General features: G+C 72.4%; 22 protein-coding genes and 4 pseudogenes. 11 read left to right on the top strand and 15 right to left on the bottom strand.

Features of this window, described 5'->3' with window-relative positions; all coding sequences use genetic code 11:
• The 5 genes and pseudogenes from ACIQVT_RS21405 to ACIQVT_RS21385 all read left to right on the top strand — a co-directional run.
• Positions 1-756: pseudogene (locus tag ACIQVT_RS21405) on the top strand (glucose-6-phosphate isomerase); the annotation flags it as partial.
• A 15-nt stretch (positions 757-771) separates the two neighbouring features.
• Positions 772-1,650, top strand: coding sequence for a phosphogluconate dehydrogenase (NAD(+)-dependent, decarboxylating) (gnd, locus tag ACIQVT_RS21400; protein ID WP_403755906.1), 879 nt, complete (start codon positions 772-774; stop codon positions 1,648-1,650).
• 6 nt (positions 1,651-1,656) lie between these two features.
• Positions 1,657-2,250, top strand: coding sequence for a histidine phosphatase family protein (locus tag ACIQVT_RS21395; protein WP_403755837.1), 594 nt, complete (start codon positions 1,657-1,659; stop codon positions 2,248-2,250).
• A 110-nt stretch (positions 2,251-2,360) separates the two neighbouring features.
• Positions 2,361-2,828 (top strand): hypothetical protein, encoded by a 468-nt coding sequence (locus ACIQVT_RS21390; protein ID WP_403755834.1) that lies wholly within the window; start codon positions 2,361-2,363, stop codon positions 2,826-2,828.
• 76 nt (positions 2,829-2,904) lie between these two features.
• Positions 2,905-3,552, top strand: a complete 648-nt coding sequence (locus ACIQVT_RS21385; RefSeq protein ID WP_403755831.1) for a TetR/AcrR family transcriptional regulator — start codon at positions 2,905-2,907, stop codon at positions 3,550-3,552.
• 57 nt (positions 3,553-3,609) lie between these two features.
• Here the strand turns inward: ACIQVT_RS21385 and ACIQVT_RS21380 are convergent, their stop codons facing one another.
• Positions 3,610-4,206, bottom strand: coding sequence for a TetR family transcriptional regulator C-terminal domain-containing protein (locus ACIQVT_RS21380; protein WP_403755903.1), 597 nt, complete (start codon positions 4,204-4,206; stop codon positions 3,610-3,612).
• A gap of 113 nt (positions 4,207-4,319) precedes the next feature.
• Here ACIQVT_RS21380 and ACIQVT_RS21375 point away from each other — a divergent pair, with 113 nt between their 5' ends.
• On the top strand, positions 4,320-5,198 hold the full coding sequence (locus tag ACIQVT_RS21375; RefSeq protein ID WP_403755828.1) for an NAD(P)-dependent oxidoreductase: 879 nt from the start codon (positions 4,320-4,322) through the stop codon (positions 5,196-5,198).
• 19 nt (positions 5,199-5,217) lie between these two features.
• Here ACIQVT_RS21375 and ACIQVT_RS21370 read toward each other — a convergent pair whose 3' ends face one another.
• On the bottom strand, positions 5,218-5,655 hold the full coding sequence (locus ACIQVT_RS21370; RefSeq protein ID WP_403755825.1) for a PPOX class F420-dependent oxidoreductase: 438 nt from the start codon (positions 5,653-5,655) through the stop codon (positions 5,218-5,220).
• Between the two features lie 172 nt (positions 5,656-5,827).
• Here ACIQVT_RS21370 and ACIQVT_RS21365 point away from each other — a divergent pair, with 172 nt between their 5' ends.
• Entirely contained in the window at positions 5,828-7,051 is a 1,224-nt protein-coding gene (locus ACIQVT_RS21365; protein WP_403755822.1) for a serine hydrolase domain-containing protein, read from the top strand.
• 49 nt (positions 7,052-7,100) lie between these two features.
• Here ACIQVT_RS21365 and ribA read toward each other — a convergent pair whose 3' ends face one another.
• Positions 7,101-7,772, bottom strand: coding sequence for a GTP cyclohydrolase II (ribA, locus tag ACIQVT_RS21360; protein ID WP_403755819.1), 672 nt, complete (start codon positions 7,770-7,772; stop codon positions 7,101-7,103).
• Between the two features lie 39 nt (positions 7,773-7,811).
• Between ribA and ACIQVT_RS21355 the strand changes: the two genes are divergently transcribed.
• The gene (locus ACIQVT_RS21355; RefSeq protein WP_403755816.1) at positions 7,812-8,588 is read left to right on the top strand and encodes a creatininase family protein; all 777 of its coding nucleotides are present in this window, start codon (positions 7,812-7,814) and stop codon (positions 8,586-8,588) included.
• A gap of 152 nt (positions 8,589-8,740) precedes the next feature.
• Here ACIQVT_RS21355 and ACIQVT_RS21350 read toward each other — a convergent pair.
• The 5 genes and pseudogenes from ACIQVT_RS21350 to ACIQVT_RS21330 all read right to left on the bottom strand — a co-directional run.
• Positions 8,741-9,679: pseudogene (locus tag ACIQVT_RS21350) on the bottom strand (lysylphosphatidylglycerol synthase transmembrane domain-containing protein); the annotation flags it as partial.
• Positions 9,676-10,665: a trans-aconitate methyltransferase gene (locus tag ACIQVT_RS21345; RefSeq protein ID WP_403755813.1), complete on the bottom strand. Its 990-nt coding sequence runs from the start codon at positions 10,663-10,665 to the stop codon at positions 9,676-9,678. The pseudogene ACIQVT_RS21350 and the gene ACIQVT_RS21345, both read right to left, overlap by 4 nt.
• Complete coding sequence (locus ACIQVT_RS21340; RefSeq protein ID WP_403755810.1) at positions 10,662-11,843, bottom strand: glycosyltransferase family 4 protein; 1,182 nt, start codon at positions 11,841-11,843, stop codon at positions 10,662-10,664. Before ACIQVT_RS21340 ends, ACIQVT_RS21345 begins: the two co-directional genes overlap by 4 nt.
• Complete coding sequence (locus tag ACIQVT_RS21335; RefSeq protein WP_403755807.1) at positions 11,840-12,238, bottom strand: 6-pyruvoyl trahydropterin synthase family protein; 399 nt, start codon at positions 12,236-12,238, stop codon at positions 11,840-11,842. The genes ACIQVT_RS21340 and ACIQVT_RS21335 overlap by 4 nt, the downstream gene beginning before the upstream one ends.
• Before the next feature lie 114 nt (positions 12,239-12,352).
• Complete coding sequence (locus ACIQVT_RS21330) at positions 12,353-13,336, bottom strand: zinc-binding alcohol dehydrogenase (protein ID WP_403755805.1); 984 nt, start codon at positions 13,334-13,336, stop codon at positions 12,353-12,355.
• A gap of 107 nt (positions 13,337-13,443) precedes the next feature.
• Between ACIQVT_RS21330 and ACIQVT_RS21325 the strand changes: the two genes are divergently transcribed.
• The gene (locus tag ACIQVT_RS21325) at positions 13,444-14,211 is read left to right on the top strand and encodes a CDP-alcohol phosphatidyltransferase family protein (protein WP_403755802.1); all 768 of its coding nucleotides are present in this window, start codon (positions 13,444-13,446) and stop codon (positions 14,209-14,211) included.
• Between the two features lie 51 nt (positions 14,212-14,262).
• On the opposite strand, the gene ACIQVT_RS21320 is transcribed toward ACIQVT_RS21325, so the two are convergent.
• Positions 14,263-14,757 (bottom strand): hypothetical protein, encoded by a 495-nt coding sequence (locus ACIQVT_RS21320; RefSeq protein ID WP_403755799.1) that lies wholly within the window; start codon positions 14,755-14,757, stop codon positions 14,263-14,265.
• Positions 14,758-15,011: 254 nt separating this feature from the next.
• Complete coding sequence (locus tag ACIQVT_RS21315) at positions 15,012-15,260, bottom strand: hypothetical protein (RefSeq protein ID WP_403755796.1); 249 nt, start codon at positions 15,258-15,260, stop codon at positions 15,012-15,014.
• On the opposite strand from ACIQVT_RS21315, the gene ACIQVT_RS21310 reads away from it, so the two are divergent.
• Entirely contained in the window at positions 15,259-16,191 is a 933-nt protein-coding gene (locus ACIQVT_RS21310; protein WP_403755794.1) for a DUF3320 domain-containing protein, read from the top strand. The genes ACIQVT_RS21315 and ACIQVT_RS21310 overlap by 2 nt on opposite strands.
• 104 nt (positions 16,192-16,295) lie before the next feature.
• Here ACIQVT_RS21310 and ACIQVT_RS21305 read toward each other — a convergent pair.
• A pseudogene (locus ACIQVT_RS21305) lies at positions 16,296-16,634 on the bottom strand (ATP-dependent helicase); the annotation flags it as partial.
• Positions 16,635-16,801: 167 nt separating this feature from the next.
• Positions 16,802-17,217 (bottom strand): annotated as a pseudogene (locus ACIQVT_RS21300) (BREX system ATP-binding domain-containing protein); the annotation flags it as partial.
• A 320-nt stretch (positions 17,218-17,537) separates the two neighbouring features.
• Here ACIQVT_RS21300 and ACIQVT_RS21295 point away from each other — a divergent pair.
• Positions 17,538-17,666 carry a DUF6408 family protein gene (locus ACIQVT_RS21295; RefSeq protein ID WP_403755791.1) on the top strand — a complete coding sequence of 43 codons (129 nt, stop codon included), beginning with the start codon at positions 17,538-17,540 and terminating at the stop codon, positions 17,664-17,666.
• A 56-nt stretch (positions 17,667-17,722) separates the two neighbouring features.
• On the opposite strand, the gene ACIQVT_RS21290 is transcribed toward ACIQVT_RS21295, so the two are convergent.
• The 3 genes from ACIQVT_RS21290 to ACIQVT_RS21280 form a co-directional block, all read right to left on the bottom strand.
• Positions 17,723-19,837 carry a DUF2075 domain-containing protein gene (locus ACIQVT_RS21290; RefSeq protein ID WP_403755900.1) on the bottom strand — a complete coding sequence of 705 codons (2,115 nt, stop codon included), beginning with the start codon at positions 19,835-19,837 and terminating at the stop codon, positions 17,723-17,725.
• A gap of 198 nt (positions 19,838-20,035) precedes the next feature.
• Positions 20,036-21,925 (bottom strand): DNA/RNA helicase domain-containing protein, encoded by a 1,890-nt coding sequence (locus ACIQVT_RS21285; protein WP_403755788.1) that lies wholly within the window; start codon positions 21,923-21,925, stop codon positions 20,036-20,038.
• Between the two features lie 297 nt (positions 21,926-22,222).
• On the bottom strand, positions 22,223-24,091 hold the full coding sequence (locus ACIQVT_RS21280) for a discoidin domain-containing protein (RefSeq protein ID WP_403755785.1): 1,869 nt from the start codon (positions 24,089-24,091) through the stop codon (positions 22,223-22,225).
• Between the last annotated feature and the right edge of the window lie 26 nt (positions 24,092-24,117).

Raw genomic sequence — 24,117 nt, 5'->3', positions numbered from 1 at the left:
GAGGGGTTCCGGCTGGTCGATGAGCATTTCCGGACGGCGCCGGCGGAGGAGAACGTGCCGTTGCTGCTGGGGCTGCTGGGGATCTGGTACGGCGACTTCCATGGTGCGCAGTCGCATGCGGTGCTGCCCTACAGTCATTATCTGTCGCGGTTCACGGCCTATCTTCAGCAGTTGGACATGGAGTCCAACGGCAAGTCGGTGCAGCGTGACGGGGAGCCGGTGCGGTGGCAGACGGGTCCGGTGGTGTGGGGGACGCCGGGTACGAACGGGCAGCACGCCTACTACCAGTTGATCCATCAGGGGACGAAGCTGATCCCGGCGGACTTCATCGGTTTCGCCCGGCCGGTGGCGGAGCTGGAGGGGGAGTTGGCCGGTCAGCATGGCCTGTTGATGGCGAACTTCTTCGCGCAGACGCAGGCGCTGGCGTTCGGCAAGACGGCCGAGGAGGTGCGTGCGGAGGGGGTGGCCGAGGAGCAGGTCGCGCATCGTACGTTCCCCGGTGACCGTCCCACGACCACGATCCTGGCCCGGGAGCTGACCCCGTCGGTGCTCGGTCAGCTGATCGCGTTGTACGAGCACAAGGTGTTCGTGCAGGGAGCGGTGTGGAACATCGACTCCTTCGACCAGTGGGGCGTGGAGCTGGGCAAGGTCCTCGCCAAACGTGTCGAGCCCGCCCTCACCGAAGGCACCGACGTACCCGGCCTCGACCCCTCCACCAAGGCCCTCGTCGCCACCTACCGTTCTCTCAGGAAGTGAAGTGACATGACAGGCATGCAGCTGGGCCTCATCGGTCTGGGCAAGATGGGCGGCAACATGCGCGAGCGGATCCGCCGCGCCGGCCACGAGGTCATCGGCTACGACCGCAACCCCGACGTCTCCGACGTCAAGAGCCTCGCCGAACTGGTCGAGAAGCTGGACGCGCCCCGCCACGTGTGGGTGATGGTCCCGGCGGGCACCGCCACGCAGGGCGTCATCGACGAGCTGAAGGACCTGCTGTCCGACGGCGACACCGTCGTGGACGGCGGCAACTCCCGCTGGACGGACGACGAGAAGCACGCCGCCGAACTCGGCGTCAAGGGCATCGGCTTCGTCGACGCCGGTGTCTCCGGCGGGGTGTGGGGCCTGAAGAACGGCTACGCGCTCATGGTCGGCGGTGACAAGGAGCACGTGCGGCAGCTCCAGCCGATCTTCGACGCGCTCAAGCCGGAGGGCCCGTACGGCTACGTCCACGCCGGCCGGGTCGGCGCCGGGCACTTCTCCAAGATGGTCCACAACGGCATCGAGTACGCCATGATGCAGGCCTACGCCGAGGGCTGGGAGCTGCTGGAGAAGGTCAAGTCGGTGGACAACGTCCGCGAGGTGTTCCGCTCCTGGCAGGAGGGCACCGTCATCCGCTCCTGGCTGCTGGACCTCGCGGTCAGCGCCCTGGACGACGACGAGCACCTGGAGCAGCTGCGCGGCTACGCGGAGGACTCCGGCGAGGGCCGCTGGACCGTCGAGGCGGCCATCGACAACGCGGTGCCGCTGCCCGCGATCACCGCCTCGCTGTTCGCGCGGTTCGCCTCCCGGCAGGACGACTCGCCGCAGATGAAGATGATCGCCGCACTGCGCAACCAGTTCGGCGGCCACGCGGTCGAGAAGAAGGGCTGACCCGCCGTGGGGGACCTCCTGCTGGTCCGCCACGGTGAGACGGAGTGGAGCAGGTCGGGACGGCACACCAGCTGGACCGACCTGCCGCTGACCGGGAAGGGCGAGGAACAGGCCAAGTCCCTCGCCCCGCTCCTCACCGGCCGGACCTACGCCCTCACCCTGGCGAGCCCGCTGAGCCGCGCGATACGCACCGCCGAACTGGCCGGTGTGCCCGGCGTCGTGACCGAGCCGGGGCTGCGCGAGTGGGACTACGGCGCCTACGAGGGCATCACCACCGTCGACATCCACCGGGACCGCCCCGACTGGGACCTGTGGACCGACGGCGTACCACCCGGCCCGGACGGGCACCCGGGCGAGTCCCCGGCGGCCGTGGGCGCCCGCGCCGACCGGGTCCTGGCCCGCGTCGACGCGGCGCTCGCCGAGGAGACCGGTGACGTGGTGCTCGTCGCCCACGCCCACTTCCTGCGCGTCCTCACCGCGCGCCGCCTGGGCCTGCCGCCCGCCGAGGGCCGCCTGTTCCAGCTGGCCACCGGCACGGTCAGCCGCCTGTCGACCGAGCACGACCGCCCGGTGATCGCGGAGTGGAACGTCCGGCCGTAGCCGACACCCTTGTGCCCCGGTCCGCCACCCCAGGCGGCCCGGGGCACAGCGCCGACCGCCTCCGCCGGCGGCGCCGACAGCCGCGCCCGGCCCGGGCCACAGTCCCCCGGGTGGAGACCAGCGAGCCGACGGCGGCGGCGGCCGTGCCCGGCCCGGACGAACGGGTGCTCCAGCTCAACCTGTCGGCACCGGGCCTGTGCACACACGGACAGGTGCAGCGCAACGGCGCCCTGGTCCCCGGGACGGTCGACCCCGGTGAGGCGCGCCCGAGCCGTCCCGGGCAGGCCGCGCTCGACGCGCGGACGCTCTCCGTGGGGGCGGCATGCTGCTCCGGCACGCGGAGGTGCGCGGCTGGACGGGACTCGCGGCGAGCCCGGATCGCGGGCCGGCTGGATCCTTGGTGCACGTTGCTGCCCCATCCGGGCGGCGGGGCGCCGCGGGCCGGCAGCGAGCTGTGGCTGCGCGAGGGGCCGCGTGTGGGCGGCTGCCTCGACCTGCGCCGTGCCCAGCTGGAGGTCCTGTACAGCCTGGCGACGACCGTGGTCGCCGGCGTCACCCGTACCGTGAGCCGCCGGTGACGTGGGCCGCGCTCCTACAATCACCGGCACGCGTACGCGCGCCCCGCTAAGGCTCCTCACGGCCCGAAGGAATCCGATGACCAGCGTCGAAGAACCGGCAGACCCCGGCGAGCGGGTGCGCGACCCCGCCCGCACCCGGGCCGAGATCCTCGACGTGGCCACCCGGGAGTTCGCGCGGGCCGGTTACGACGGTGCCCGGGTCGACGAGATAGCGGCCCGCACCCGTACCACCAAGCGGATGATCTACTACTACTTCGGCGGCAAGGAGCAGCTGTTCACGGCCGTGCTGGAGCGGGCGTACGGGCTGATCCGGGACGCCGAGCAGCAGCTGGACGTGGAGCACCTGGACCCGGTGACGGCGATCAGGCGGCTGGCCGGGCTGACCTTCGACCACTGCGAGCGGCACCCGGACTTCGTCCGCCTGGTCGGCATCGAGAACGTGCAGGGCGCCGGGCGGCCCGGCCGGACCGGTTCCCCGGCGCTGGACGTCATCCGCCGCATCCTCGCCGCGGGGCAGGAGTCCGGGGTGTTCCGGGCCGGCGTGGACGCGGTCGACCTGTACGCGGTGATCACCTCGTTCTGCTTCTTCCGGGTCGCCAACCGGCACACCTTCGGCACCCTGTTCGGCCGGGACCTGCTCGACGCGGAGCGGCGCGCGCACTACCGGTCCATGCTCTCCGACATGGTGGTCGCCTACCTCACGGCGGAGCCGACGCCCGGCTGAGACGGCCGCGCGGGGCGTCCGCGCCGCCGGGCCGGACACGGGGTGCCCGCCCGGCCCTCATCCCGAGGGGTCCACCGCCGCGTCGAGCAGCGGGCCGAGTTCCCGGACGACGGTGGTCAGGGGCCGTACGTCCCGTTCGGCGCGCGCCATCAGGATGGCGCCCTCCAGGGCGCTGATCATGAGGGTGGCCAACGACCCGGCGCGCGCGGCGGGGACGCGCAGATCCGTGAGCGCCGCGGCGAGCGGGCCGCTCCAGGCGGTGAACGCGGTGGCCGCCGCCTCGCGGGTCGAGCCGTCCGAGGAGGCGCAGTCGACCGTGGCGGCGGCGACCGGGCAGCCGGCCGCGAAACCGTCCCGGCCGTACTCGTCGGTCCACTGCGCGGCCATCGCCGCGAACAGCGCGGCGGGCGACGGTGACGCGAGGTCCGCGAGGAACCGGGCGATGCGTCGGCCCGCGTACCGGCCGGCCCACTCGACCGCCTCGTTGACGAGCTGTTCCTTGCCGCCCGGGAAGTAGTGCTGGAGGGAGCCGCGCGGGGCGCCGGCGTGTGCCGCGACCTCGCGCATGCCGGTCGCGGCGACCCCGTCGCGCCGGATGAGCTGGGCCGCGCTGAAGACCATCCGTTCCCGTGGGCCGCGCCGCGCCTGCGCCATCTCCACCTCCGGTCCCCGGAATTCCCAGCTCCTCACTCTATGACGCTCGTCATAACGCCCGCTACTATGACCACTGTCATAGTCGGCGCGCGGCGGTTGCGGAGGGCGGTCCCATGCCGGTCGGATTCATCGGTCTCGGAGTGATGGGCCGGCCCATGGCCCTGCGCCTGGCGTCCGCCGGCACCCCCCTGGTGGTGTGGAACCGCACCCCGGAGCGCGCCGCGGAGCTGCGCGCGGCCGGCGCCGAGGTCGCCGCGGACCCCGCCGGGGTGTTCGCGCGGGCGGAGACGGTGCTGCTGATGCTCGCGGACGGAGCCGCGGTGGACACGGTCCTCGGCCGCGGCACGCCCGCGCTGGCCGACCGGGTCGCGGGGCGGACCGTCGTCCACATGGGCACGACCTCCCCCGAGTACTCGCGGGCCCTGGAGGAGGAGATCCGCGCCGCGGGCGGCCGGTACGTCGAGGCGCCGGTCTCCGGCTCGCGGGTGCCGGCCGAGCAGGGGCAGCTGGTGGCCATGCTCGCCGGCGAGCCGGACGCCGTCACCGCGGTGCGGCCGCTGCTGGAGCCGATGTGCCGGGAGACGTTCCTGTGCGGGCCCGCGCCGGGCGCGCTGCTGATGAAGCTGTCCGTGAACCTGTTCCTGATCACCCAGGTGACCGGGCTGGCCGAGGCGTTCCACTTCGCGGAGCGGCAGGGCCTGGACCGCGCTCTGTTCCTGGAGGTCCTGGACGCGGGCCCGATGGCCAGCGCGGTCTCCCGGATGAAGGCCCCCAAGCTGCGCGAGGGGGACTTCAGCGTCCAGGCGGCGGCACTGGACGTGCTCAAGAACAACCGGCTGATCGCCGAGGCGGCACGCGCGGCCGGCCTCGCCTCACCGCTCCTCGACGTCTGCCACTCCTTGTTCCAGGAGACGGTGGCGGGGGGTCACGGCGGCGCGGACATGGTCGCCGTGGTGCGCGCGATCGAGGCGCGGACCGCCGGGACGCCCTGAGCCGCCGTCCGGCGGGCGGTCAGCGCCGGGGGACGCCGTACGCCCGCTCGACGCGCAGTCGTACGACCAGGCGGTGGTCGCGGACCATGGCGGCCCGGAAGTCGTCCCAGTCCGGGTGCTCGCCGTTCACGTCCCGGTAGAGCCGGACCAGTTCCTCGACGGTCTCGTCGTGCGGCCCGGCGGCGACCGGCGTCAGCTCGGCGGTGCCCTCGGCGACGGTGTACGCCCAGCGATCCGCGCTGGTCACGTGGTACGACGCGCGCGGGTCGCGGCGCAGGTTGCGGGTCTTCGCCCGGTCCTCGGTGACCGAGATCCGGATGATCCGCTCGTCCGGGTAGTAGGTGTGGGTGACGTTGGACAGCTGGGGGCGGCCGTCACGCCGGAGGGTGACCAGTACGCCACCGTGCCCTTCCGAGAGCAGACCGAGCAGCGCGTCCTGCGGGGAGTCCTGAGTCATAACCGGATCAACTCCGCGCGGCGGTGCGCGCATTCCCCGCAGGCGGCGACACGCGTCAGGCTGGACGCGCTGCCCGGTGCCCCGTGTTCCCGGTGGGGCGGTCGCGGCGGGTGGAACCGCGCGAGGATGAGAGCGGGCGGGGTCCGGACGGGGACGTGAGCGGAGGACAGCGATGGCACGGCTGCGGCAGGATGTGACACCCGAGGAGGCGGGGCTGGACGGTGCGGCCCTGGCCCGGCTGGACGGGTACTTCGCCCGTCTCGTGGACGAGGGACGCCTGCCCGGGTTCCTGGTGGCGGTGGCCCGCGCCGGGCGGGTCGCCCACCTCACCACGTACGGACTGCGCGACGTGGCGGCCGGGCTGCCGGTCGAGACGGACACGCTGTGGCGGATCTACTCGATGACCAAGCCCGTCACCGCGGTCGCGGTGCTGCTGCTGGCCCAGGACGGCCGGCTGTCCCTGGACGACCCGCTGGACCGGTACCTGCCGGCCTTCGCCGCCCCCCGGGTGTACACGGGCGGTACGGGTGCCGGCGTGCGCACCCGGCCGGCCGCGGGTCCCGTCCTGATCCGGCACCTGCTCACCCACACCGCCGGCCTGACCTTCGGCTTCTACCACCGGCACCCGGTCGACGCCCTCTACCGGGAAGCCGGCCTGGAGTACTCGGTACCGCCCGGCGCCGGGCTCGCCGAGACCGTCGAGCTGTACGCGCGACTGCCCCTCCAGGCCGACCCGGGCACCGAGTGGAACTACTCGGTCGCCTCCAACGTGCTGGGCCGGGTGATCGAGGTCGTCTCCGGGCAGCCGCTGGACGCGTTCTTCCGCGACCGGATCCTCGGCCCGCTCGGCATGACCGACACCGGTTTCCACGTCACGTCCGGACAGGCCGGGCGGCTGGCCGAGCTGTACGGCGAGACGGACGACGGCGGCATCGAGCCGGTCCCGGGGCTGCCGGTGCGCGACCGGCCCCGATTCCTGTCCGGCAGCGGTGGCCTGGTCTCCTGCGCCCACGACTACCACCGGTTCACGGAGATGCTGCGCCGCGGCGGCGAACTGGACGGCCTGCGCCTGCTGTCCCCGCGGTGGGTGGCGCTGATGACCCGCAACCACCTGCCGGGCGGCGCCACCATCCGCGCCTGCGGGGCCCCGGTCCACCGCGAGACGGCCGACGACGGAGTGGGGTTCGGCTTCAACGTCTCCGTGGTGACCGACCCCGCCCGCACCCCGGTCCCCTCGCACCTGGGCACCTACGGCTGGACCGGCGTGGCCACCACCGCGTTCTGGGTCGACCCGGCCCACGACCTGACCGTGCAGTTCATGAGCCAGGTACGTCCCAGAACGCTGAAGGTGTTCCGCGAGCTGCGGCGGCTGGCGCACGCGGCCCTGGCGGAGTGACCACCGGCGGCCGGTGCCCGCCGCGCGGGACGGCGCGCCGTCCGGGGCGTCACGAGCCGTGGGCGACGGCGTCCAGGTGCGGCAGGTGGTGGTCCATCCGCTCCCGCTTGGTCCGCAGGTAGGTGATGTTGCTCTCGCACGGCTCGATCAGCAGCGGCACCTGCTCGGTGACCTGGACGCCGTGCCGGACCAACGCCTCCCGCTTGCGCGGGTTGTTGGACATCAGCCGCACCGAGCGCACCCCGAGGTCGCGCAGGATCTCCGCGGCGACGCCGTAGTCCCGGGCGTCGACGGGCAGGCCCAGCGCGAGGTTGGCCTCCACCGTGTCCAGGCCCTCGGCCTGGAGCGCCATCGCCCGCAACTTGGCGAGCAGGCCGATGCCACGGCCCTCGTGCCCCCGCAAGTAGACGACGATGCCGCTGCCTTCGGCGACCACCGCGCGCATCGCCGCCTCCAGCTGGTCGCCGCACTCGCAGTGCCGGGAGCCGAACGCGTCCCCGGTCAGGCACTCCGAGTGCAGTCGCACCAGCACGTCGTCGGTGCCGATCTCTCCGTGCACCAGGGCCACTTGTTCGTCACCGCGGTCGTGGTCCAGGTATCCGACGGCCTGGAATTGCCCGTACACCGTGGGCAGCGGCGCATTCACCACGCGCTCCGCACCGATACGCGGCGACGGCTTCGTGCCGAGCACGCCGAGGGTGACGCCGGTGTTTTCTGTCATGATCTGATTCCTATGCAGAGACGAAAGGCCGTGGATGAGATGAGTGGTTCGGGCGCGCGCGCGGCGGGACGTGAAGTGGCGAGCGGCGTGGTGCCGACGGACACCACGGAGGACGTACGGGCGCGGGGGGCGGGCGCGTCACCACAGGTGGCCGTCCTTCCGGTCGGGAGTTTCGAACAGCACGGTCCGTTCCTTCCGCTGGCGACCGACACGCTCGTCGCCTGCGCCGTGGCCCGGGAGATCGCCGCCGCGTACCCGGTGCATCTGCTTCCGCCGGTGACGCTCTCCTGCTCGCACGAGCACGCGGCCTGGCCGGGGACGGTCAGCGTCTCCGCCGTGACCCTGCACGCGGTGGTCACGGACATCGCGGCGTCGCTGCGCCGCTCGGGCGTGGAGGCGCTCGTCGTGGTCAACGGGCACGGCGGCAACTACGTGCTCGGCAACGTCGTCCAGGAGGCGTCCGCGCGGGGCGAGCGGATGGCGCTGTTCCCCGCCGCCGAGGACTGGGAAGCGGCGCGGGAGCGGGCCGGGGTGGTCACCTCGCTGCTCACCGACATGCACGCGGGAGAGATCGAGACCTCGATTCTGCTGCACGCTCACCCCGAATTCGTCCGCCCTGGCCACGAGTCGGCCGATTTCACCGCCGACGACCGCCGTCATCTGCTCACCCTGGGAATGTCCGCCTATACCGAATCGGGCGTCATCGGCCGTCCCTCCCTCGCTTCGGCGGAGAAGGGAAAGGAACTGCTGGCGAGCCTCACGGAATCCTTCGGGGCGTATGCCGCGCTGCTCACCGCGGCCGGCGCAGCGAAATAGTCCGGGACGGGGATCCGCCGGCCGGGACCCGTGGGGGCGGCCCCGGCCGGCAGGGGTCGGGCGTCCGGCGCCGGGCCGGGCCGCGGCGCGGCGGCCGGGCCGCGCAGGCCCTCGTACCAGCGCAGGACGAGTACGGCGGCGCCCGGCAGGCTCGCGACGAGGCTCAGCACGCCGTAGACGACGGCGACCGCCACCCCGGTGTCCGCGCCGAGGCCCGCCGCGCCGAACGCCCACGCGGTGGCGCCCTCGCGGGGCCCGAAACCGCCGACGTTCAGCGGCAGGGCCATGGCCAGCAGGGCGAGCACCGCCAGTGGCAGCAGCACCGCCACCGGCGCGGTCGAGCCGCCGACCCGGGCCGCCACGACGAACATCAGCAGGTGCCCGGCGAGGACGGCGGCGGAGGACAGCGCGACCCCCGGCCCGCTGTGCCGGGACGCCAGGCCCCGGCGGGCCTCGCCGAGCGCGCGGCGCAGCGCGCCGTCCCGGCCGGACGGCGCGCGGTTCATCCGGACGGCGACGAGGACGGCGAGCGCGCCCGCCGCGGCCGGCGCCGCCAGCGGGGCGAAGGCGCGGGCCTCGGCGCGTACCGGGGACGGCAGGGTCAGCAGCACCACCGCCGCGGTCACCGCCATCGCGATCTGCCCGGCCACCCGCTCCAGGACGACCGCCTTCACGCTGCGCCGCATGTCCCCCGCGTCCCGCCCGTGCCGGACCGCCCGGTGCACGTCGCCCAGGATGCCGCCGGGCAGCGCCGCGTTCAGGAACAGCGCGCGGTAGTAGTCGGCGACGGCGGGACCGAGCGGGATCCGCAACCGCAGTCCCCGCGCGACCAGTTGCCAGCGCCAGGCGCTGAACACCGTGGTGACCGCGCCGATCCCCAGCGCGACGAGCACCGTCGCGGTGTCGATCCGGCGCACCCCGTCCACCAGCACACCGGTGCCGAGCCGCCAGAGGAGGAAGCCGAGGATGAGCACGCCGACGCAGGTGCCGGCCTGACCGCGCAGCAGGCGCGCGGCGGTGCGCGGCGCCGTCGCGGGTGCCGTACGGGTACCGGGGCCGGCGTCCGCCGCGGGAGCCGGCGGCGTGCTCATGCCGGGCCGCCCGTCGGCCGGGGCAGCGCCAGCAGGTCGGTGTGGTGGACGGTGACGCGCAGCTCGCCGGCCGCGCAGGCGGCGAGCTGCGCGTCCAGGTAGGCCTCGGCGCGTTCCCGCAGCTCGGGCCGCTGTTCGACGGCCGCGCCCACCCAGCCGCGCAGCCACTGCTCGGTCAGCGCGGCCTCCCCGGGGCCGAGCCGCCACGGGCTCGGCCGCGTCAGCACCGTCGCCCCGCGCGCGGCGAACGCCTCGGCGGCCACGGTGGCCGCGTCCGGGCCGAGCAGCCCGGCGCGCCGCTGGTGGGCGTTGAACGCGTCGGTGATCTCGGCGTCGAGCGGGTGGGGCGGGGTGAGGTCGACGCGGCCGGCGACGGACAGGGTGAGCAGGGCCGGGCAGCCCGCGCCGGCGCAGGCGTCGGCCAGGTTCTCGGTCTCCTCCCGGGTGAGGACGTCGAGCAGCGCGGAGGCGGTCACCAGCGAGGCTCCGGTCAGCGCGTCGGGGGTGAGCCGGGCGACGTCGCCGCGCCGGGTCTCGACCGTGACGGTGCTGCCGTCGGCGGCGGAGCGCGGGGAGGCGACGGCGGCGAAGTGCAGCAGGTAGGGGTCGCGGTCGTGCAGGACCCAGTGCTGGGCGCCGTCCAGGCGGGGCGCGAGCCAGCGGCCCATGGAGCCGGTGCCGCAGCCCAGGTCGTGCACGGCCGGTGCGCCGGCTCCGGCCGGCCGGTCGGCGAGCCGGGTGCGCAGTAGGTCGAGCAGGTCGGCCGCGCGGGCCGTCGCGTCGACGGGTTCCCGCAGCCGGAGCCACTCGGGCGCGTAGCGCGGGGCGTCCTCCGGGGCGCCGTCGCGCGGTCCCTCGGTCGCCTCGGCGGCCCGGGCGACGGGCCCGGCCCCGGCGATGACCTGGCCCGCGGCGCCCCGGCCCCCGGCGGTGGCGGCGTCCTCGGCCGGGGCGGTGCGGCCGGTGCCGGTGTCCGAGCGGGTCATGGCGTCGTCCTCGGTGGTTCGGGGAGCCGCTGGAGGACTCCGGCCAGACTTCGGGCGGTGGTGGCCCAGCCGCCGAGCGCGGCGCGGCGGCCGCGCGCGGCGGCCTTCAGGCGGCGGCGCACGTCGGGTTCGCCGAACCAGCCGCGGAGTTCGGCGGCCAGCGCCACCGGGTCCTCCGGCGGGACGAGGATGCCGGGCACGCCGCCGTCGGGGGCGCGGCCGACCGCCTCCGGCACACCGCCCACGTCGGTGGCGAGGACCGGGATGCCGCGGGCGAGGGCCTCGGTGACCGCCATGCCGTAGGTCTCGGCGTAGGAGGCGAGGACCATCAGGTCAGCGGTGGCGTAGGAGGCGTCGAGGGCGGCGCCGGAGCGCGGGCCGGTCAGGTGCAGGCGGTCGCCGAGGCCGTGCCGGGCGATCAGTTCCCGCAGGTGGGTCACGTAGGCGGGATCGTTGCCGAGGCCGCCGACGCACTCGCAGGTCCACGGCAGGTCCCGGACCGCCGCGAGCGCCTCCACCAGCCGGTGCTGGCCCTTGCGCGGGGTCACGGCGGCCACGCACAGCAGCCGGGAGACGCCGTCGGTGCCGGGGGCGAGGGGCGCGATGTCGGCGCCGGGCGCGGCGACGTGCACCCGGCCGGGGACGAGCCCGTGGTGGGAGACGAGCCGGCGGACCGCCCAGTCGCTGGTGGCGATCACCGCGGGGACCGCCCGCAGCACCGCGCGCTCACGGGCGTCCAGACCGGCGGCGACGGCCGGGTCCAGGCCGGTCTCGTCACCGAGCGGCAGGTGGACGAGGACGGCGAGCCGCAGGCGGGCGGCCTCCGGGAGGACGGTCTCCGGGACACCGCAGGCGACCAGGCCGTCGAGCAGGACGACCGCGTCGTCCGGCAGTTCCCGCAGGGTGCGGGCGAGTCCGTCGCGGGCGGCGGCGTCCGGGTGCGGCCAGGTGCCGGGGACCGGGTGCCGGACGACCTGCCAGCCGAAGCCGGGCAGGTCCAGGCAGACCCGGCGGTCGTAGGCGTTGCCGCCGCTGGGCGCGGCCGGGTCGTCCACGCCGCCCGGCATGACGAAGTGCACGGTGCGCAGGGACATGGGGATGATTCCGGCGTTCTGGGCGGGGGTGTGCTGTGCGGGGACGTACGTGAGGCGGGCCGGCCGCACGGTCAGGTCGGTCACAGGTCACGCTCGTAACTCGCCCAGGCGACGTGCGACTCGTGCAGGGTGACCGTGATGCCGCGCAGGCCCCGGGCGCCCTCCCCGAGCGCGCCCCGGTGGACGCGTTCGGCGAGGCGGTCGGCGATGACCTTGGCGAGGAACTCGGTGGAGGTGTTGACGCCGGCGAAGTCGGGCTCGTCGTCGAGGTTGCGGTAGTTCAGTTCGGCGACGACGGCGCCCAGTTCCTGCGTGGCGAGGCCGATGTCGACGACGATGTTGTCCTCGTCCAGCTGTTCGCGGCGGAACGTCGCGTCGACGAGGAAGGTGGCGCCGTGCAGTCGCTGCGCGGGCCCGAACACCTCGCCGTGGAAGCTGTGGGCGATCATGATGTGATCGCGGACGGTGATGCTGAACAACGGACGACCCTCCAGGTGCGGCGCGTCTGGTCCCCCGCCTTGCCCGCCGGGGGATGTCGTGTAGTACGGCTCCCCCCTTCCCCGTGTTCAGCGGGGGGCCACTCTTTTCTCAGGTCAGGCGGGGTCGGTGTACCGGATGCGGTGGCACAGGGCGGGGATCGTGCCGGAGGCCAGTCCCGGCAGCACGGACGGCAGTTCCTCGAAGGCGCTCTCCCCGGTGACCAGGGCGTCGAGCGCCGGGTCGGCGAGCAGGTCCAGGGCGAGCGCCATCCGGTCGGCGTAGCCGCGGCCGGGCCGGGCGGCCGGGGAGACGGTGCCGACCTGGCTGCTGCGCACGGTGAGCCGGCGGGAGTGGAAGGCCTCGCCGAGGGGCAGGGACACGCTCCGGTCGCCGTACCAGCTCAGCTCCACGACCGTGCCTTCCGGGGCGAGGAGTTCCAGGGCCCGGGCGAGGCCGGCCTCGGTGGCGCTGGCGTGCACGACGAGGTCGCGGTCGCCGAGGGCGTCGGCGGGTGCGGCGAAGTCCACGCCGAGCGCCTCGGCGGTCCTCGCGCGGTCCGGGTCGGCGTCGACCAACTGCACCCGGACGCCGGGGAAGCGGGCGAGCAGCGCGGTCACCGAGCAGCCGATCATGCCGCCGCCGATCACCGTGATGCGGTCCCCGACGAGCGGGGCCGCGTCCCACAGGGCGTTCACGGCGGTCTCGACGGTGCCGGCGAGCACGGCCCGCCCGGCGGGCACCCGCTCGGGCACGACGGTGACGGCGCTCGCCGGGACGACATAGCGGCTCTGGTGCGGGTAGAGGCAGAACACCGTGCGTCCGGCCAGTTCCTCCGGTCCCTCCTCGACGACGCCGACGTTGAGGTAGCCGTACTTCACCGGGCCCGGGAAGTCGCCCTCCTGGAACGGCGCCCGCATCGACGCGTGCTGGTTCCCGGGCACCCCGCCGCGGAAGACGAGCGTCTCCGTGCCCCGGCTGACCCCCGAGTACAGCGTGCGCACCAGGACCTCGTCGGCGGCGGGCCGGGGAAGGGTGACGTCGCGCAGTTCCCCGTGGCCGGGCGAGCGGAGCCAGAAAGCGCGGGCCGACCGGTTCATCGGCATCCTCCTGAACGATCGGGAAGCGGTTCACGTACCGAGATGTGCACTGGCCGCGCACAGTACGCGGCGTTGATCGACTCTGTCACTCGGCCGGAGGATGTGCGGTGGCCCTGAACAACACGTATGACGCGAGGCTCCAGCAGGAGACCGCCGTGGGAGCGGGCGTGCAGATCCTGCTGCTGGCCCTGCTCGGCTCGGCGATCGGCATGGGGCCGGCCGGCTGGCTGACGGGGCTGGCCTTCGCGTTCGCCACCTGGGCGGTCCTCTCCCGCGCCCTGCACCGCTCCCGGCTCAGCTCCTTCGGGCCCGCCAACCGGGTCACGCTCGGCCGGACGACGCTGGTCGGCGGGGTCACGGCGCTGGTCGCGGACTCCTTCGAGAGCGCGCCACCGGTGACCCTGCTGGCCGCGCTGACCGCGGTGGCGCTCCTGCTGGACGGAGTGGACGGCAAGGTGGCCCGCCGCACCGGCACCTCCTCCGCGCTCGGCGCGCGCTTCGACATGGAGGTCGACGCGTTCCTCATCATGGTGCTGAGCGTGTACGTGTCGATGGACCTCGGCCCCTGGGTGCTGCTGATCGGCGGCATGCGGTACGCGTTCGTGGCCGCGGCCCGGCTCGCCCCGTGGCTCAACGCCCCCCTCCCCCCGTCCTTCGCCCGCAAGACGGTGGCCGCGCTCCAGGGAATCTGCCTGCTGGTGGCCGCCGCCGGCCCGCTCCCGCGTCCGGCGAACCTGGCGGTCGTGCTGCTGGCGCTGGGTTCGCTGGTGTGGTCCTTCGGGCGGGACGTGGCGTGGTTGTGGCGCGGCTCCCGGACGGCCACCGCCGCCGAGGCGGTACTGGAACCGGCCGTACTGGAACTGGCGGCGGGCTGAGGAAGCCCCCGGCCGGCCGCGCTGCTGGATGCAGGTGAGCGGCCGTCGGGATCAACCCCGCTGTTCGTACCGGTAGTCGTAGTAGTCCTCGGCGCCCACCAGGACCGAGGTGACGTACTTCGGCAGGCCGTCGGTGTCCCGTTCGATCCGCTGCGAGGTCTGCCGGGTGAAGCCGAGCGACACCCCGGGGACCACCGGGTGCTCCGGGTCCGACGTGTCGACCGTCCAGCCCCGGTCGGCGGCGCGCCGGAACAGCTCCTCGGTGGGGGTGGTGAACACCTCGTCCCCCTCCAGCAGGACGCGCGTGGTGGACGTGCGGCCCTCGCCGGGCCACCACAGTTCGATCGCGGTGACGCGGGTGCCGCCCTCGACCAGGGCCTGGACGCCGACGTGGTCGAGGGTCCAGGAGGCCTTCGCCGAGTTCCGGCCCGGGCGGCGCAGCACACGGGGTTCGCCCCAGTCGGGCACCGCGGCGAGCGCCTCGTCGAGCGTCATCCCCAGCAGGATCGGCGCGACTCCGCGCGGCAGGTCGAGTACCAGATCCATCCCAGTCCCTCCGTGCGTCCCGGGTCGTCATTTCAGGATGTCGATGCCCATCTTCATGGCCGCGTTCCAGCGCCCGGCGTCGATGGGCCGCTGTTTCGCACACCAGGCGTGCTGCGGCACATGGTGAGCCGGCTTCGGTCGGCGACTGCGACCTGTACACGGTCTGACCGCTCGGCGCCTGCCGCCGGAAGGGGTGGGCGCCGCCGCCACGCGCAGCCATGGCATCCACGCGCACGGGCCCGGCGGCGCGCGGGCTACCGGATGCCTGTCGCATCCAGCAACCGGACCAGGTCCTTCCGTCCGTATCCAAGGAGCACCGCGCGGTGAGCCGCCGTCAGCAGCAGATGCGCCACGATCCGCGCACCGTACCCGTTCGTGTCCGTACCGAGCCACTCCTGTGGTTTCTCGATACCCAGGCTGTGCATCACCAGCCCGTACTCACGCTTGATCTCCGCTACCGTACTCGTGACCGCGTCCAGTAGCGCCGGCTTCCGGATCGACATGGCGGTCCGGCACCCGCAGGCTCCCGGCTCCTACGCGCTCGGCATCGAGTGCGACGGCGCGATGTACCACTCCTCGCGTGCGGCCCGCGACCGCGACCGGCTGCGGGAGGAGATCCTGCGTGGCCTCGGCTGGAACCTGCACCGGATCTGGGGAACCGACTGGTACCGCAACCGCAGGGACGCGCAGCGGCGGTTGCGTGAGGCGGTCGAGGCCGCCTGCGCCGTCGATCCTCACGCACCGGTTCCGGAGCCGGCTCCGGCCGTGGTGCCCGAGCCGGTGTCGACGGGCGTCGCGATCGTTCCCGTCGAGGAGTCGGACCGTTCAGGGTGGAGCCGGCCGTACCGTGCCATGCGTCGTGAGGAGTTGTACGAAGTACGGCGCGTCCTCGGCATGCAGACGGGGCTCGGCAGCATCGATCTCCGTGAGCCCGAGGCGCTCGGACTGGTGGCGGAGGTCGCTCGTCACATCATCTCGGTCGAGGGGCCCGTCGAGGAAGAAGTGCTGATCGGCAGAGTGCGGGAAGCCTGGGATCTGGACCGCGCAGGGCAGATCGTGCAGGCCAGTGTACGGAAGGCGCTGACGCGGCTGAGTAACAAGAAGCTGGCAAGGAGAGTGGGAACGGCATGGGACCTGCCGGACCGTGAGGTGACGACGGCCCGTACGCCGAGCGCTGACTTCGACCGCAAGAAGGTCTCACACGTTCCCCCGGCCGAGCGGCAGGTGGCCCTGCTGGGTGTGCTGTCCGAGTCTCCCGGGCTGCGCCGCGAGGAACTCGCCAGGGAGACCGCCCGGTTCTTCGGATGGCTGCGTCTGGGCACTGACATCCGGGCTGCCTTCGGCAAGGACATCGCGATGCTGCTCGGCAGGAAAGCGGTCGAGGAAGGCCCTTCGGGGCTGGTACCGGTGGAGGGGCTCGACCGAGGTCACTGATCGGCTCGGGCGTCCGGCCGGAACGCCCGGCCGGACGCCCCCGCTGACGTCCGGCGGTGGCCCGACGCCCTCGGCGGAGAAGCGCTCGGCACCCAGGAGCCGAGTCAATGGCCGTGCTGGAATCGCACCTGTTCACGCAGTACTGCACGGGCACTGTCGAAGTCCGCCAGGCGGACCGCGACGGTGGCGACTGCCAAACGTTCCGGGACGGCGGCGGAGCACTTCAGGCCGCGTACGGCCCGACGGTCCACGTCGGGCAGGACGAGGCATTCGCCGACGCTCTCGCGTGCCGCGCGCCAGTCGGCCGGGGTCAGGGTGTCGCGCAGGCGCAGCCAGCGGTCGGTGGGACGTTGCAGGGGGTCGGTGACCGGCTGGAGGGTGGTCGCGAGGGTGGCGTTGCCACGGTAGCCGGCCCAGGTCCACCAGCGCACCTGGCCGCCGACGACGGAGGCATCGCCTGAGCAGGTGATCGCTGCCCGCTGGTGGGGGCGCAGGTCGGTCCAGCCGCGGGTGGTGACGATGTGGTGCAGGACGACGGGGTCGGGCCGGTCCAGCACGTCGGCCGCTCCCCCGGCCGGGTCCGCCCCGGCCGGTCTGCCGGCGTCCGCCATCACAGCTCCAGGTCGATGTCGTCGGCGGACGTGACACTGCCGGTGACCGTGGCGACCAGGTTCCGCTCCACCTTGGTGAGTCCGCTGCTCGCGACGGTCAGCCGGTAGTGCTGCCGGGGGTCGAAGCCGTCGAACTGGTCCACCCGGTCGAGGACTTCCCCGACGAGCTTCTTCAGGAACAGCCGCGGTGCCACCCCGACCTTCCCGCCCAGTGCTCCGCCGACGGCCCGCGCGAGGTCCGCGACATAGGCGTCGTCGACGACCGTCCGTACGCGCTCGGGTGAGGTGACGGCGTCCGCGTACAGTCCCGGATGGTGGTGCCGAGGCCGACCAGGGACTCCTGGGTGAAGCCGGGAAGCCGGATCTGCACGGCGTGGGGGTTGTCGAAGCGCAGGTCGGTGGTGAAGTCGGTGCTGGGCGCACGCTGGAACCCGCAACGGAAGAAGTAGTACGTCGCTGCCACAAGGTGAGCCGTGAACAGGCGGCACGGTGGCTGCCGCGAGGGCAGTGACCGCGCGGCCCGCCGACGGCCGAAAATGGACCATGACAGGGGGCCACTGCCCTAATGTGGTGCACCGCTGCGCACCTTCCCGGAGGGTACGTCGGCGGTGTTCATGTGCCGGTTCTCGGCCGTGACTGACGAGTGGTTTCCGCCGCGTGTTGCACGCGGCGTGACTGCGGATGCCCGGAAGGGCGGTCCCGCCATTCCCAGCTCACGCCAAGGAGTGGACACCTATGAACCCCGTTGAGTACGAGCCTGCACGTCGTGACCGGCTTCGCGAGATTCTGGTCGACGTCGCCACGGGAGTCGCCACTCAGCTCGTGGTGGCGGCCCTGACGGCGGCAGCACGCCTGCTCTTCTGACGCAGGCCGGTGGCGGGCCCGGAGAGCCCGCCACTCCACACGACTGATTGTGTCCCTCAGAACAGACGCGGCTCGCGCGACTGCGGGCTCGAGGTCTGGCCCCTTCTGCGGGGACGCCGCCCGCGGCGTGGCCGGGGCAGATGCGGTACGCGCGCTTCCTCAGGCAGGTTCTCCCATGTGGGGCGCAGGCCGTGCACCTGGACCTCGCCGACCAGATCCTTCAGGTAGCTCCGGGTCTCCTCGTCCGTGGAGTACAGCACCGTCGCGCGGGACGCCCGGGTCATCAGCACGTGGTAGGCATGACGGACCAGCCGGGCGAACTCCTGGTCGTCGACGCTGCCGGCTCTCACCTTGGGATCGAACGAGCCGGGGACGGCGACGCGTTTGACGCCGGTCTGCGAGTCCTTCCGTTCCTTGCCGCGCCGGAACACCCACTGGCCGTCCCGGCGCACCATGTCCTCGCCCATGATCACGCCGCACCAGTCCCATTCGAGACCCTGCGCCGTGTACACACAGCCGATCTGATCAAGACCCTTCTCGTGTACGGACCAGATCTTGCACGGTGGTGCTCCGTTCTCGCAGAAGGCATCGCTGTCCGCGTTCCAGGGTCTGTGCCAGTCTTCGATCCGTACGTCGTTCTCCAGACGTCGCTCCTTTCCGAGCGGCTTCGTCCACGGCCAGCAGTAGCCCGCGACGAGCCGGGCGGATGCCCCGGCAAGCGCCTCGGTGCGGATGATCCGTTCGAGTTCCTCCGGGCTGTCCGCCACCTCGACGTGCATCAGTCCGTCCGGCGTCCACTGTTCCGGCTCCCCGCCGGTCACCCCGAGAACGGCGCGCACCCAGCGGATGTAGGCGTCGCTGCCTCCGCAGCGGAACTGTTCCCGGAGTTCGTACCGGAGGAGAGTGGCGCCGTACCGTTGTGCCGCGTCCTCGACGAGATCGACGGTGCCGACCTCGTTCGGTCGCACGCACTGACCCTCGTCGAGGAAGAACACGGTCAGACGGGATGCGTCGAGGAGCTCGTCGACCTGGGGCTTGGTGCCCTGCTGCTCGGGCTTCCAGAACCGGTTGGTCGAGCGTTCCCGCAGACGATGCGCCTCGTCGCAGATCAGCACGTCCAGCGGCGGGTCCGGCGGGGTGACGAAGTTACTGAAGTAGGTGAAGGTCTCCTTGAACTCGCGGTCCCCGTAGCCGACGTGTTCCTGGATCGCCCCGTTGAAGGCTCTGCTGCCGCTGGCGTACTTGACCGTGTGGCCGTCGGCCTCCAGCTCCGCCTTGATCTGGAGGCCGATGGCGCTCTTTCCCGTACCGGCGCCACCGGTCACGAGGAAGACCGCACGTCGCTCGTCCGGTACCAGGGCAGGGCGTCGCGGATCCGGGAGCACCTTGCAGGCGGTGTCCAAGATCTGGTCGGCGACCCTCTTCTGCCGGCCGCGCAGGGTGAAGACCGTGTCCTCTCCACGGGAGCGGATCATTGCGTCGAGCAGGGGTGTGTTGCGCAGGCCCATGTTCTGCAGCAGCAGCTCGGCCGCTGAAGCGCCCCCTTCATCCGCGAAGTGCTCGCGCAGGTCGGCCATCAGCTGTTCGCGCCGGTCGTTCGTGTAGATCCGGGCGTAGGAACCGGTCGGAGCGTCCAACCCGATCAAGGGGCCCGCGGAGGCGTCGGTGGCGTTGTGCAAGTAGGCGAAACCGCCGCATTCGAATGCCAGACCGGACAACGGTCCCCTGCCGCCCGTGAACGCCTCGTAGTACTCGCGCAGCTGCAGGGCGGGATGCTTCTTCCGGCCCATTCCCGGTACGTGAACCAGTTCCGCGGTGGCCCGCTCCACCCTGGTCACCATCGACCACCGCTTCAGTTCCACCAGTTGGACGGACAGCCTCCTGTCCGCGGGGTGATGGCCCACGAGGACGACATCGATGAGTCTCGGGTCTCCTGCGCGGTCGGCCTCGTCGAGGGTGGCAGCACACTCGACGATCATCTCCACGTTACCCCGGTCCGCGGCGACGAGATCCTCGGCGAGATGCACGAGGCTCTCGGCCCATGCCGAGCGCTCCGACAGTGAGGCGTCGGCGCCTCGGAAGTGCCGCCATCTGGCAGCCAGGTGGGGCACCATACGGCGCCGTGAATTCAGGCTCAGCAGATCCTGCGCTGCCAGCCGCAGCAGGAGCATGGACACGAGGTGGGTCCCCCAGGGCACGAGTGTCTCGTGCGGGTGGGGGCATGTCCTCGCAGGGAAGCCCGTCGGGCCGCGATCCGTACTCGTGATCTTAGGGAGACGGCTGCGCGACGGACGACGAAGACGCCGTGATCGGCCCGATGCACGGCCATCATGGCCGGAATCCGTGCTCCATGGCGGGGATCACCCCCGTCACACCGCGGCAGCTCGCCGTTTCACCCGACCGCCCGTCAGCTCCCTCAGCTTCTCCCGCGTCTCCGGGTCCGTCGAGTACACGATCGTGCCGACCATGCCCCGGGTCAGCAGCACCTTGTACGTGTTGCGGATCAGGCGGTCCACGTCGGTGTCCGGGGTGGACTTCTTGAACACCGGGTCCTTGGAGGCGGTGCGATCCGTGATCCAGCGGTCGCCGCGCCAGAGCAGGTCGGGGCCGATGATGACACCGGACCAGTCGTACTCGAAGCCCTGGGCGGTGTAGACGCAACCGACCTGACCGAAGCCGGCCGGGTCGGTGGCCCACAGAGCGGCGGGGGGTGCGCCGGAAACGGAGCGGTCGCCGCGGAGGTTCCAGGGGCGGGCCCAGTCACCGATGACGACATCGGGCGGGAGCGGATCGCCGGGCTTGGGCTCCGGTGACCAGCGCCAGCAGTAGCCGGCGGACATGCGCGCGCGGTAACCCTGCGTGCGGCGGGCCTCGAGCAACGCTTCCATGTCCTGCGGACTGTCGGCGATCAGCAAGTGCATGCGGTCGTCGGGTTCCCAGACAACCGGCCCGCCGGGCTCGAGGCCGAGGAGACGGACCACCCAGCGCAGGTAGGCGTCGCTGCCGCCGCAACGGAACTGGCTGTCCAACGGAACGACCTGATAGGGGATGCCGCGCTTCGACGCTGCCGCCCTGATGTCGGCCACGGTGCCCATCTCTCCGGGGCGCACCACCTGATGCTCGTCGAGGAAGAAGACGGGCACGGAGGCTACGTCGATGAGTTCGTCGATCTGGGCCCTGCCGGTCCGGTGCTCGGCACGCGTGTAGCGGTTGGCCGAGGTCTCCCGGATGCGATGTGCCTCGTCGCATATCAGAGCACCCAGGCTGTTCTTCTCGGCGGTCATGAAGCTGTTGAAGTACTTGAACAGGTCCTGTACCTCCCGCTTCCGGGAACCCGCGACCTTCCGCATGGTCTTGGTGAACGACTGCGAGCCGGTGGCGTGCAGTGCCGGAATTCCCCGCCGGTACAGCTCACCGAGCAGTTGGAGAGCGATCACGCTCTTGCCGGTGCCGGGACCACCGGTGACGATCACGACTTCCTTGCGGTCGGCGTGCTTCGCCTTCTCCACCGCGTTGAGCACCAGCCGGTAGGCCACCTGTTGTTCGTCCAGCAACACGAACTGCTGGCGTTCGCGAACTTCTTCGGCCGCCACGGACATCAGCTGCCTCGACGGCACGGTGGCGCCCGCGAGCAGTTCGTCCGCGGCCGGGGCCCCGAGGTGCTTGTCGCTCAGCCTGGAACGGAGGTGTGAGATGAAGGCGCCGCGGCGCTCCCCGGTGAACAGTAGTCCGCGGCCATCACGTTCGATCTCGCGCAGGCCGGTCACGCCGAACTCCGTCGCGTTGTGCAGGAACGCCACGCCGTTGATCCGGTGCCCATGGCCGGCCACCGCCCCGTTGAAGTTGACGAGGTAGTCGCAGTAGCGGCGTACCTGCTCGACAGGGTTGAGGACCGGGTGGGCGTAGGCGTCGACGTGGCACAGGGAGGGGTCGTCCTCGTGCGGCAGTGCCTGGCTCCACTGCTTCAGTTCCACCACGACGTATGACGGCTCCCCCGTCACGGGGTGCACACCGGCGAGCACCGCGTCGGCACGCTTGCTGTTCAGCGGGAGCGCGTACTCCAGCATGATCTCCACATCGCCCAGGCCCGCGTCGTTGAGCGCGGCGGCCAGGACGGGGATGCTGCGCTCCCAGGAGCGTGCTTCCGAGGCGCCGGGACGATAGCCGTGCATGTGGGCGAACTGGTCGGTGAGGTGCAGGAACAGCGAACCGTCGAGTGCCATGACGGCGACCGTTTTCGCGGACGCGCGGAACAGCAAGGACTTCCCCCAGGCAGCACGAAGAGACTCGTGCGGGTGGGGGCATGTCCTTCGGAACCCCACCGAGGTGGAGCGGAAGCCCGTCGGGCCGCAATGACGATGGAACAGAGGTTACCCGGCGAGGTCGACACTGGTGCCGGTGCCTGCCGGTCTCCCACCGGCTTCGGTGCCGCCCCGCCTCTCTCAGCCGCCCGCGGTCACGCCGCGCGCGGCGTGTCACTGGGTGTCGGGCCTATCAGGCCCCTCGGGCGGCGCAGCGCAGGTGATCTGTGTCATGGGTCTCGGCTTCGGGGCCCCTCACCCCTTCTGTTCCACCTTCACCCAGTCCACCTCCGCCTGGACTCCCCCGGCCGCGATCTTGTCGACGCTGGACTGGGGCAGGCCCCAGTAGGGGGTGGTGGCCTTGTTCCAGCCGGCCGGGTAGGCGCCGCCGAGGGCGAGGTTGAGGATGACGTACTGGTCGTGGTCGTAGACCCACTGGCCGCGGGTGGACTCCAGCTTGTTGCGGGTCGTCTCCTGGACCAGCCGGTCGTCGACGGAGAAGCGCAGTGCCGTCGGGGTCCATTCGACGGCGTAGGTGTGCCACTGGTCGGCGGTGCCGCCGTTCGGGTAGGTCTGGCGGGCGCCGATGTTGCCGTCGGCGGAGTAACCGGGGCCGTGCAGGGCGGTGCTGGTCCAGTCGGGGTAGCCGATGTTCTCCATGATGTCGGTCTCGCCGGAGGCCGGCCAGGAGACGGACGGGTCGTCGACGTTGCTGCCCAGCAGCCAGAAGGCGGGCCAGAAGCCGTCGCCGACGGGGAGTTTCATGCGGGCGCTGACCTTGCCGTAGGTGAAGTCGGCGTGGGTGTGGGTGTCGATCCGGCCGGACGTGAAGTCGTAGGTGCCGCCGCCCGCGCGGGTGCAGCCCTTGCAGTGACCGGCCTTCAGGATCAGGCTGCCGTTCTGGGTGCGGACGTTGTCGGTGGAGTCGACGTACGCCTGGGACTCGCCGTTGACCGGGCCCATCTCCGTGCCGGTGCGCACGACCCGCCACTTGGAGCGGTCCAGGCTCGCGCCGGTGAAGTCGTCGAAGAACGTGGTGCGGTAGGTGCCCGACTGGTCGGCGGGCAGGGCCGGGTAGGCCGCCGTGGCGCTGCCGCCGGTGCCCCAGACCTGGAACTCGTAGAGCGAGTAGCCGAACTGGGCGGTGGCGGGTGCCGGGTTGTAGAAGGAGCGGCGTTCCTTGCCGAGCATGCGGACGTAGCGGCCGGTGGCCGGGGTGGGCAGTCGTACCGTGTCGTGCAGGCCGGCCGCGTCGCCGGGTGCCTTGACGTCGGCGCGGCGGGCGGCGATGTCGGCCGGGGAGGGTTCGTACACCGTGCGCCAGGAGCGGTTGTCGTCGGACACCTGCACGAGGTAGTCGACGGCGTAGGCCGACTCCCAGTACAGGTCGACCGTGTCGATGGTGGACTGTGCGCCGAGGTCCACCGAGACCCACCGGTCCTGGTTCCAGTCGCTCGACCAGCGGCTGGTGTCGCCCTTGAGGTCGGCGGGCCAGCCGCCGTCGGTGAGGAACGCCGGTGAGTGGCCCGCGTCCTGGTAGTGGTTCGCGTAGGCGGGGTGGTTCAGCGCGAGGTTGGTGCGGGTGGCCGACGCCGGTGCCGGTTCGCCGCCGTAGACCTTGAAGCTCCACAGCGAGTAGCCGTACGGCGTGGCGCGCTCCAGGCCGCGCAGGCGGACGTAGCGGCCGGTGACCTCCTGCGGGTGGGTGTGGGTGGTGACGGAGCCGCCGGTGCCGGCGTTCTCGGTGTAGAAGGGGGTCCAGTCGGTGCCGTTCCTGGACACCTCCAGGACGTAGCGCTTGCCGTAGGCGGCCTCCCAGTCGAGGGTCACCCGGTCGACGCGGAGGGTGGCGCCGAGGTCGAGGCGGATCCAGGCGTTGTCGGTGAAGTCGCTGGACCAGCGGGTGGCGCCGTTGCCGTCGAAGGCGAGGCCGGGCGCGGTGCCGGCGTTCTCGCTGCCGGATGCGGTGACGGCGGCCGGGTTCAGGGCGTAGGCGGCGGCCGCGCGGTCGGTGTCCCAGGTGACGGCGGCGGCGTGGGCGGGGGTGGCCAGCAGGGGGCCGGTGGCCAGCAGGGCCGCGGTGGTCAGCGTGGCGAGCAGGGGGCGCGGGATACGGGATGGCATGCGGCTCTCCTCGGGGGCGTGATTGT

The organism is Streptomyces sp. NPDC100445, assembly GCF_044759735.1.
In the GTDB taxonomy this organism is placed as follows: domain Bacteria; phylum Actinomycetota; class Actinomycetes; order Streptomycetales; family Streptomycetaceae; genus Streptomyces.
The sequence above is the reverse complement of the archived record's forward strand: the minus strand, read 5'-3'. Positions and strand labels throughout refer to the sequence as shown.

Excerpts from the sequence above, each read along its gene's own strand:
- ribA (WP_403755819.1), bottom strand. The coding sequence starts at position 7,772 with ATGACAGAAAACACCGGCGTCACCCTCGGCGTGCTCGGCACGAAGCCG.
- ACIQVT_RS21370 (WP_403755825.1), bottom strand. The coding sequence starts at position 5,655 with ATGACTCAGGACTCCCCGCAGGACGCGCTGCTCGGTCTGCTCTCGGAA.
- ACIQVT_RS21345 (WP_403755813.1), bottom strand. The coding sequence starts at position 10,665 with ATGACCCGCTCGGACACCGGCACCGGCCGCACCGCCCCGGCCGAGGAC.
- gnd (WP_403755906.1), top strand. The coding sequence starts at position 772 with ATGCAGCTGGGCCTCATCGGTCTGGGCAAGATGGGCGGCAACATGCGC.
- ACIQVT_RS21320 (WP_403755799.1), bottom strand. The coding sequence starts at position 14,757 with ATGGATCTGGTACTCGACCTGCCGCGCGGAGTCGCGCCGATCCTGCTG.
- ACIQVT_RS21385 (WP_403755831.1), top strand. The coding sequence starts at position 2,905 with ATGACCAGCGTCGAAGAACCGGCAGACCCCGGCGAGCGGGTGCGCGAC.
- ACIQVT_RS21380 (WP_403755903.1), bottom strand. The coding sequence starts at position 4,206 with ATGGCGCAGGCGCGGCGCGGCCCACGGGAACGGATGGTCTTCAGCGCG.
- ACIQVT_RS21295 (WP_403755791.1), top strand. The coding sequence starts at position 17,538 with ATGAACCCCGTTGAGTACGAGCCTGCACGTCGTGACCGGCTTCGCGAG.
- ACIQVT_RS21355 (WP_403755816.1), top strand. The coding sequence starts at position 7,812 with ATGAGTGGTTCGGGCGCGCGCGCGGCGGGACGTGAAGTGGCGAGCGGC.
- ACIQVT_RS21280 (WP_403755785.1), bottom strand. The coding sequence starts at position 24,091 with ATGCCATCCCGTATCCCGCGCCCCCTGCTCGCCACGCTGACCACCGCG.
- ACIQVT_RS21330 (WP_403755805.1), bottom strand. The coding sequence starts at position 13,336 with ATGAACCGGTCGGCCCGCGCTTTCTGGCTCCGCTCGCCCGGCCACGGG.
- ACIQVT_RS21365 (WP_403755822.1), top strand. The coding sequence starts at position 5,828 with ATGGCACGGCTGCGGCAGGATGTGACACCCGAGGAGGCGGGGCTGGAC.
- ACIQVT_RS21375 (WP_403755828.1), top strand. The coding sequence starts at position 4,320 with ATGCCGGTCGGATTCATCGGTCTCGGAGTGATGGGCCGGCCCATGGCC.
- ACIQVT_RS21315 (WP_403755796.1), bottom strand. The coding sequence starts at position 15,260 with ATGTCGATCCGGAAGCCGGCGCTACTGGACGCGGTCACGAGTACGGTA.
- ACIQVT_RS21310 (WP_403755794.1), top strand. The coding sequence starts at position 15,259 with ATGGCGGTCCGGCACCCGCAGGCTCCCGGCTCCTACGCGCTCGGCATC.
- ACIQVT_RS21290 (WP_403755900.1), bottom strand. The coding sequence starts at position 19,837 with ATGCTCCTGCTGCGGCTGGCAGCGCAGGATCTGCTGAGCCTGAATTCA.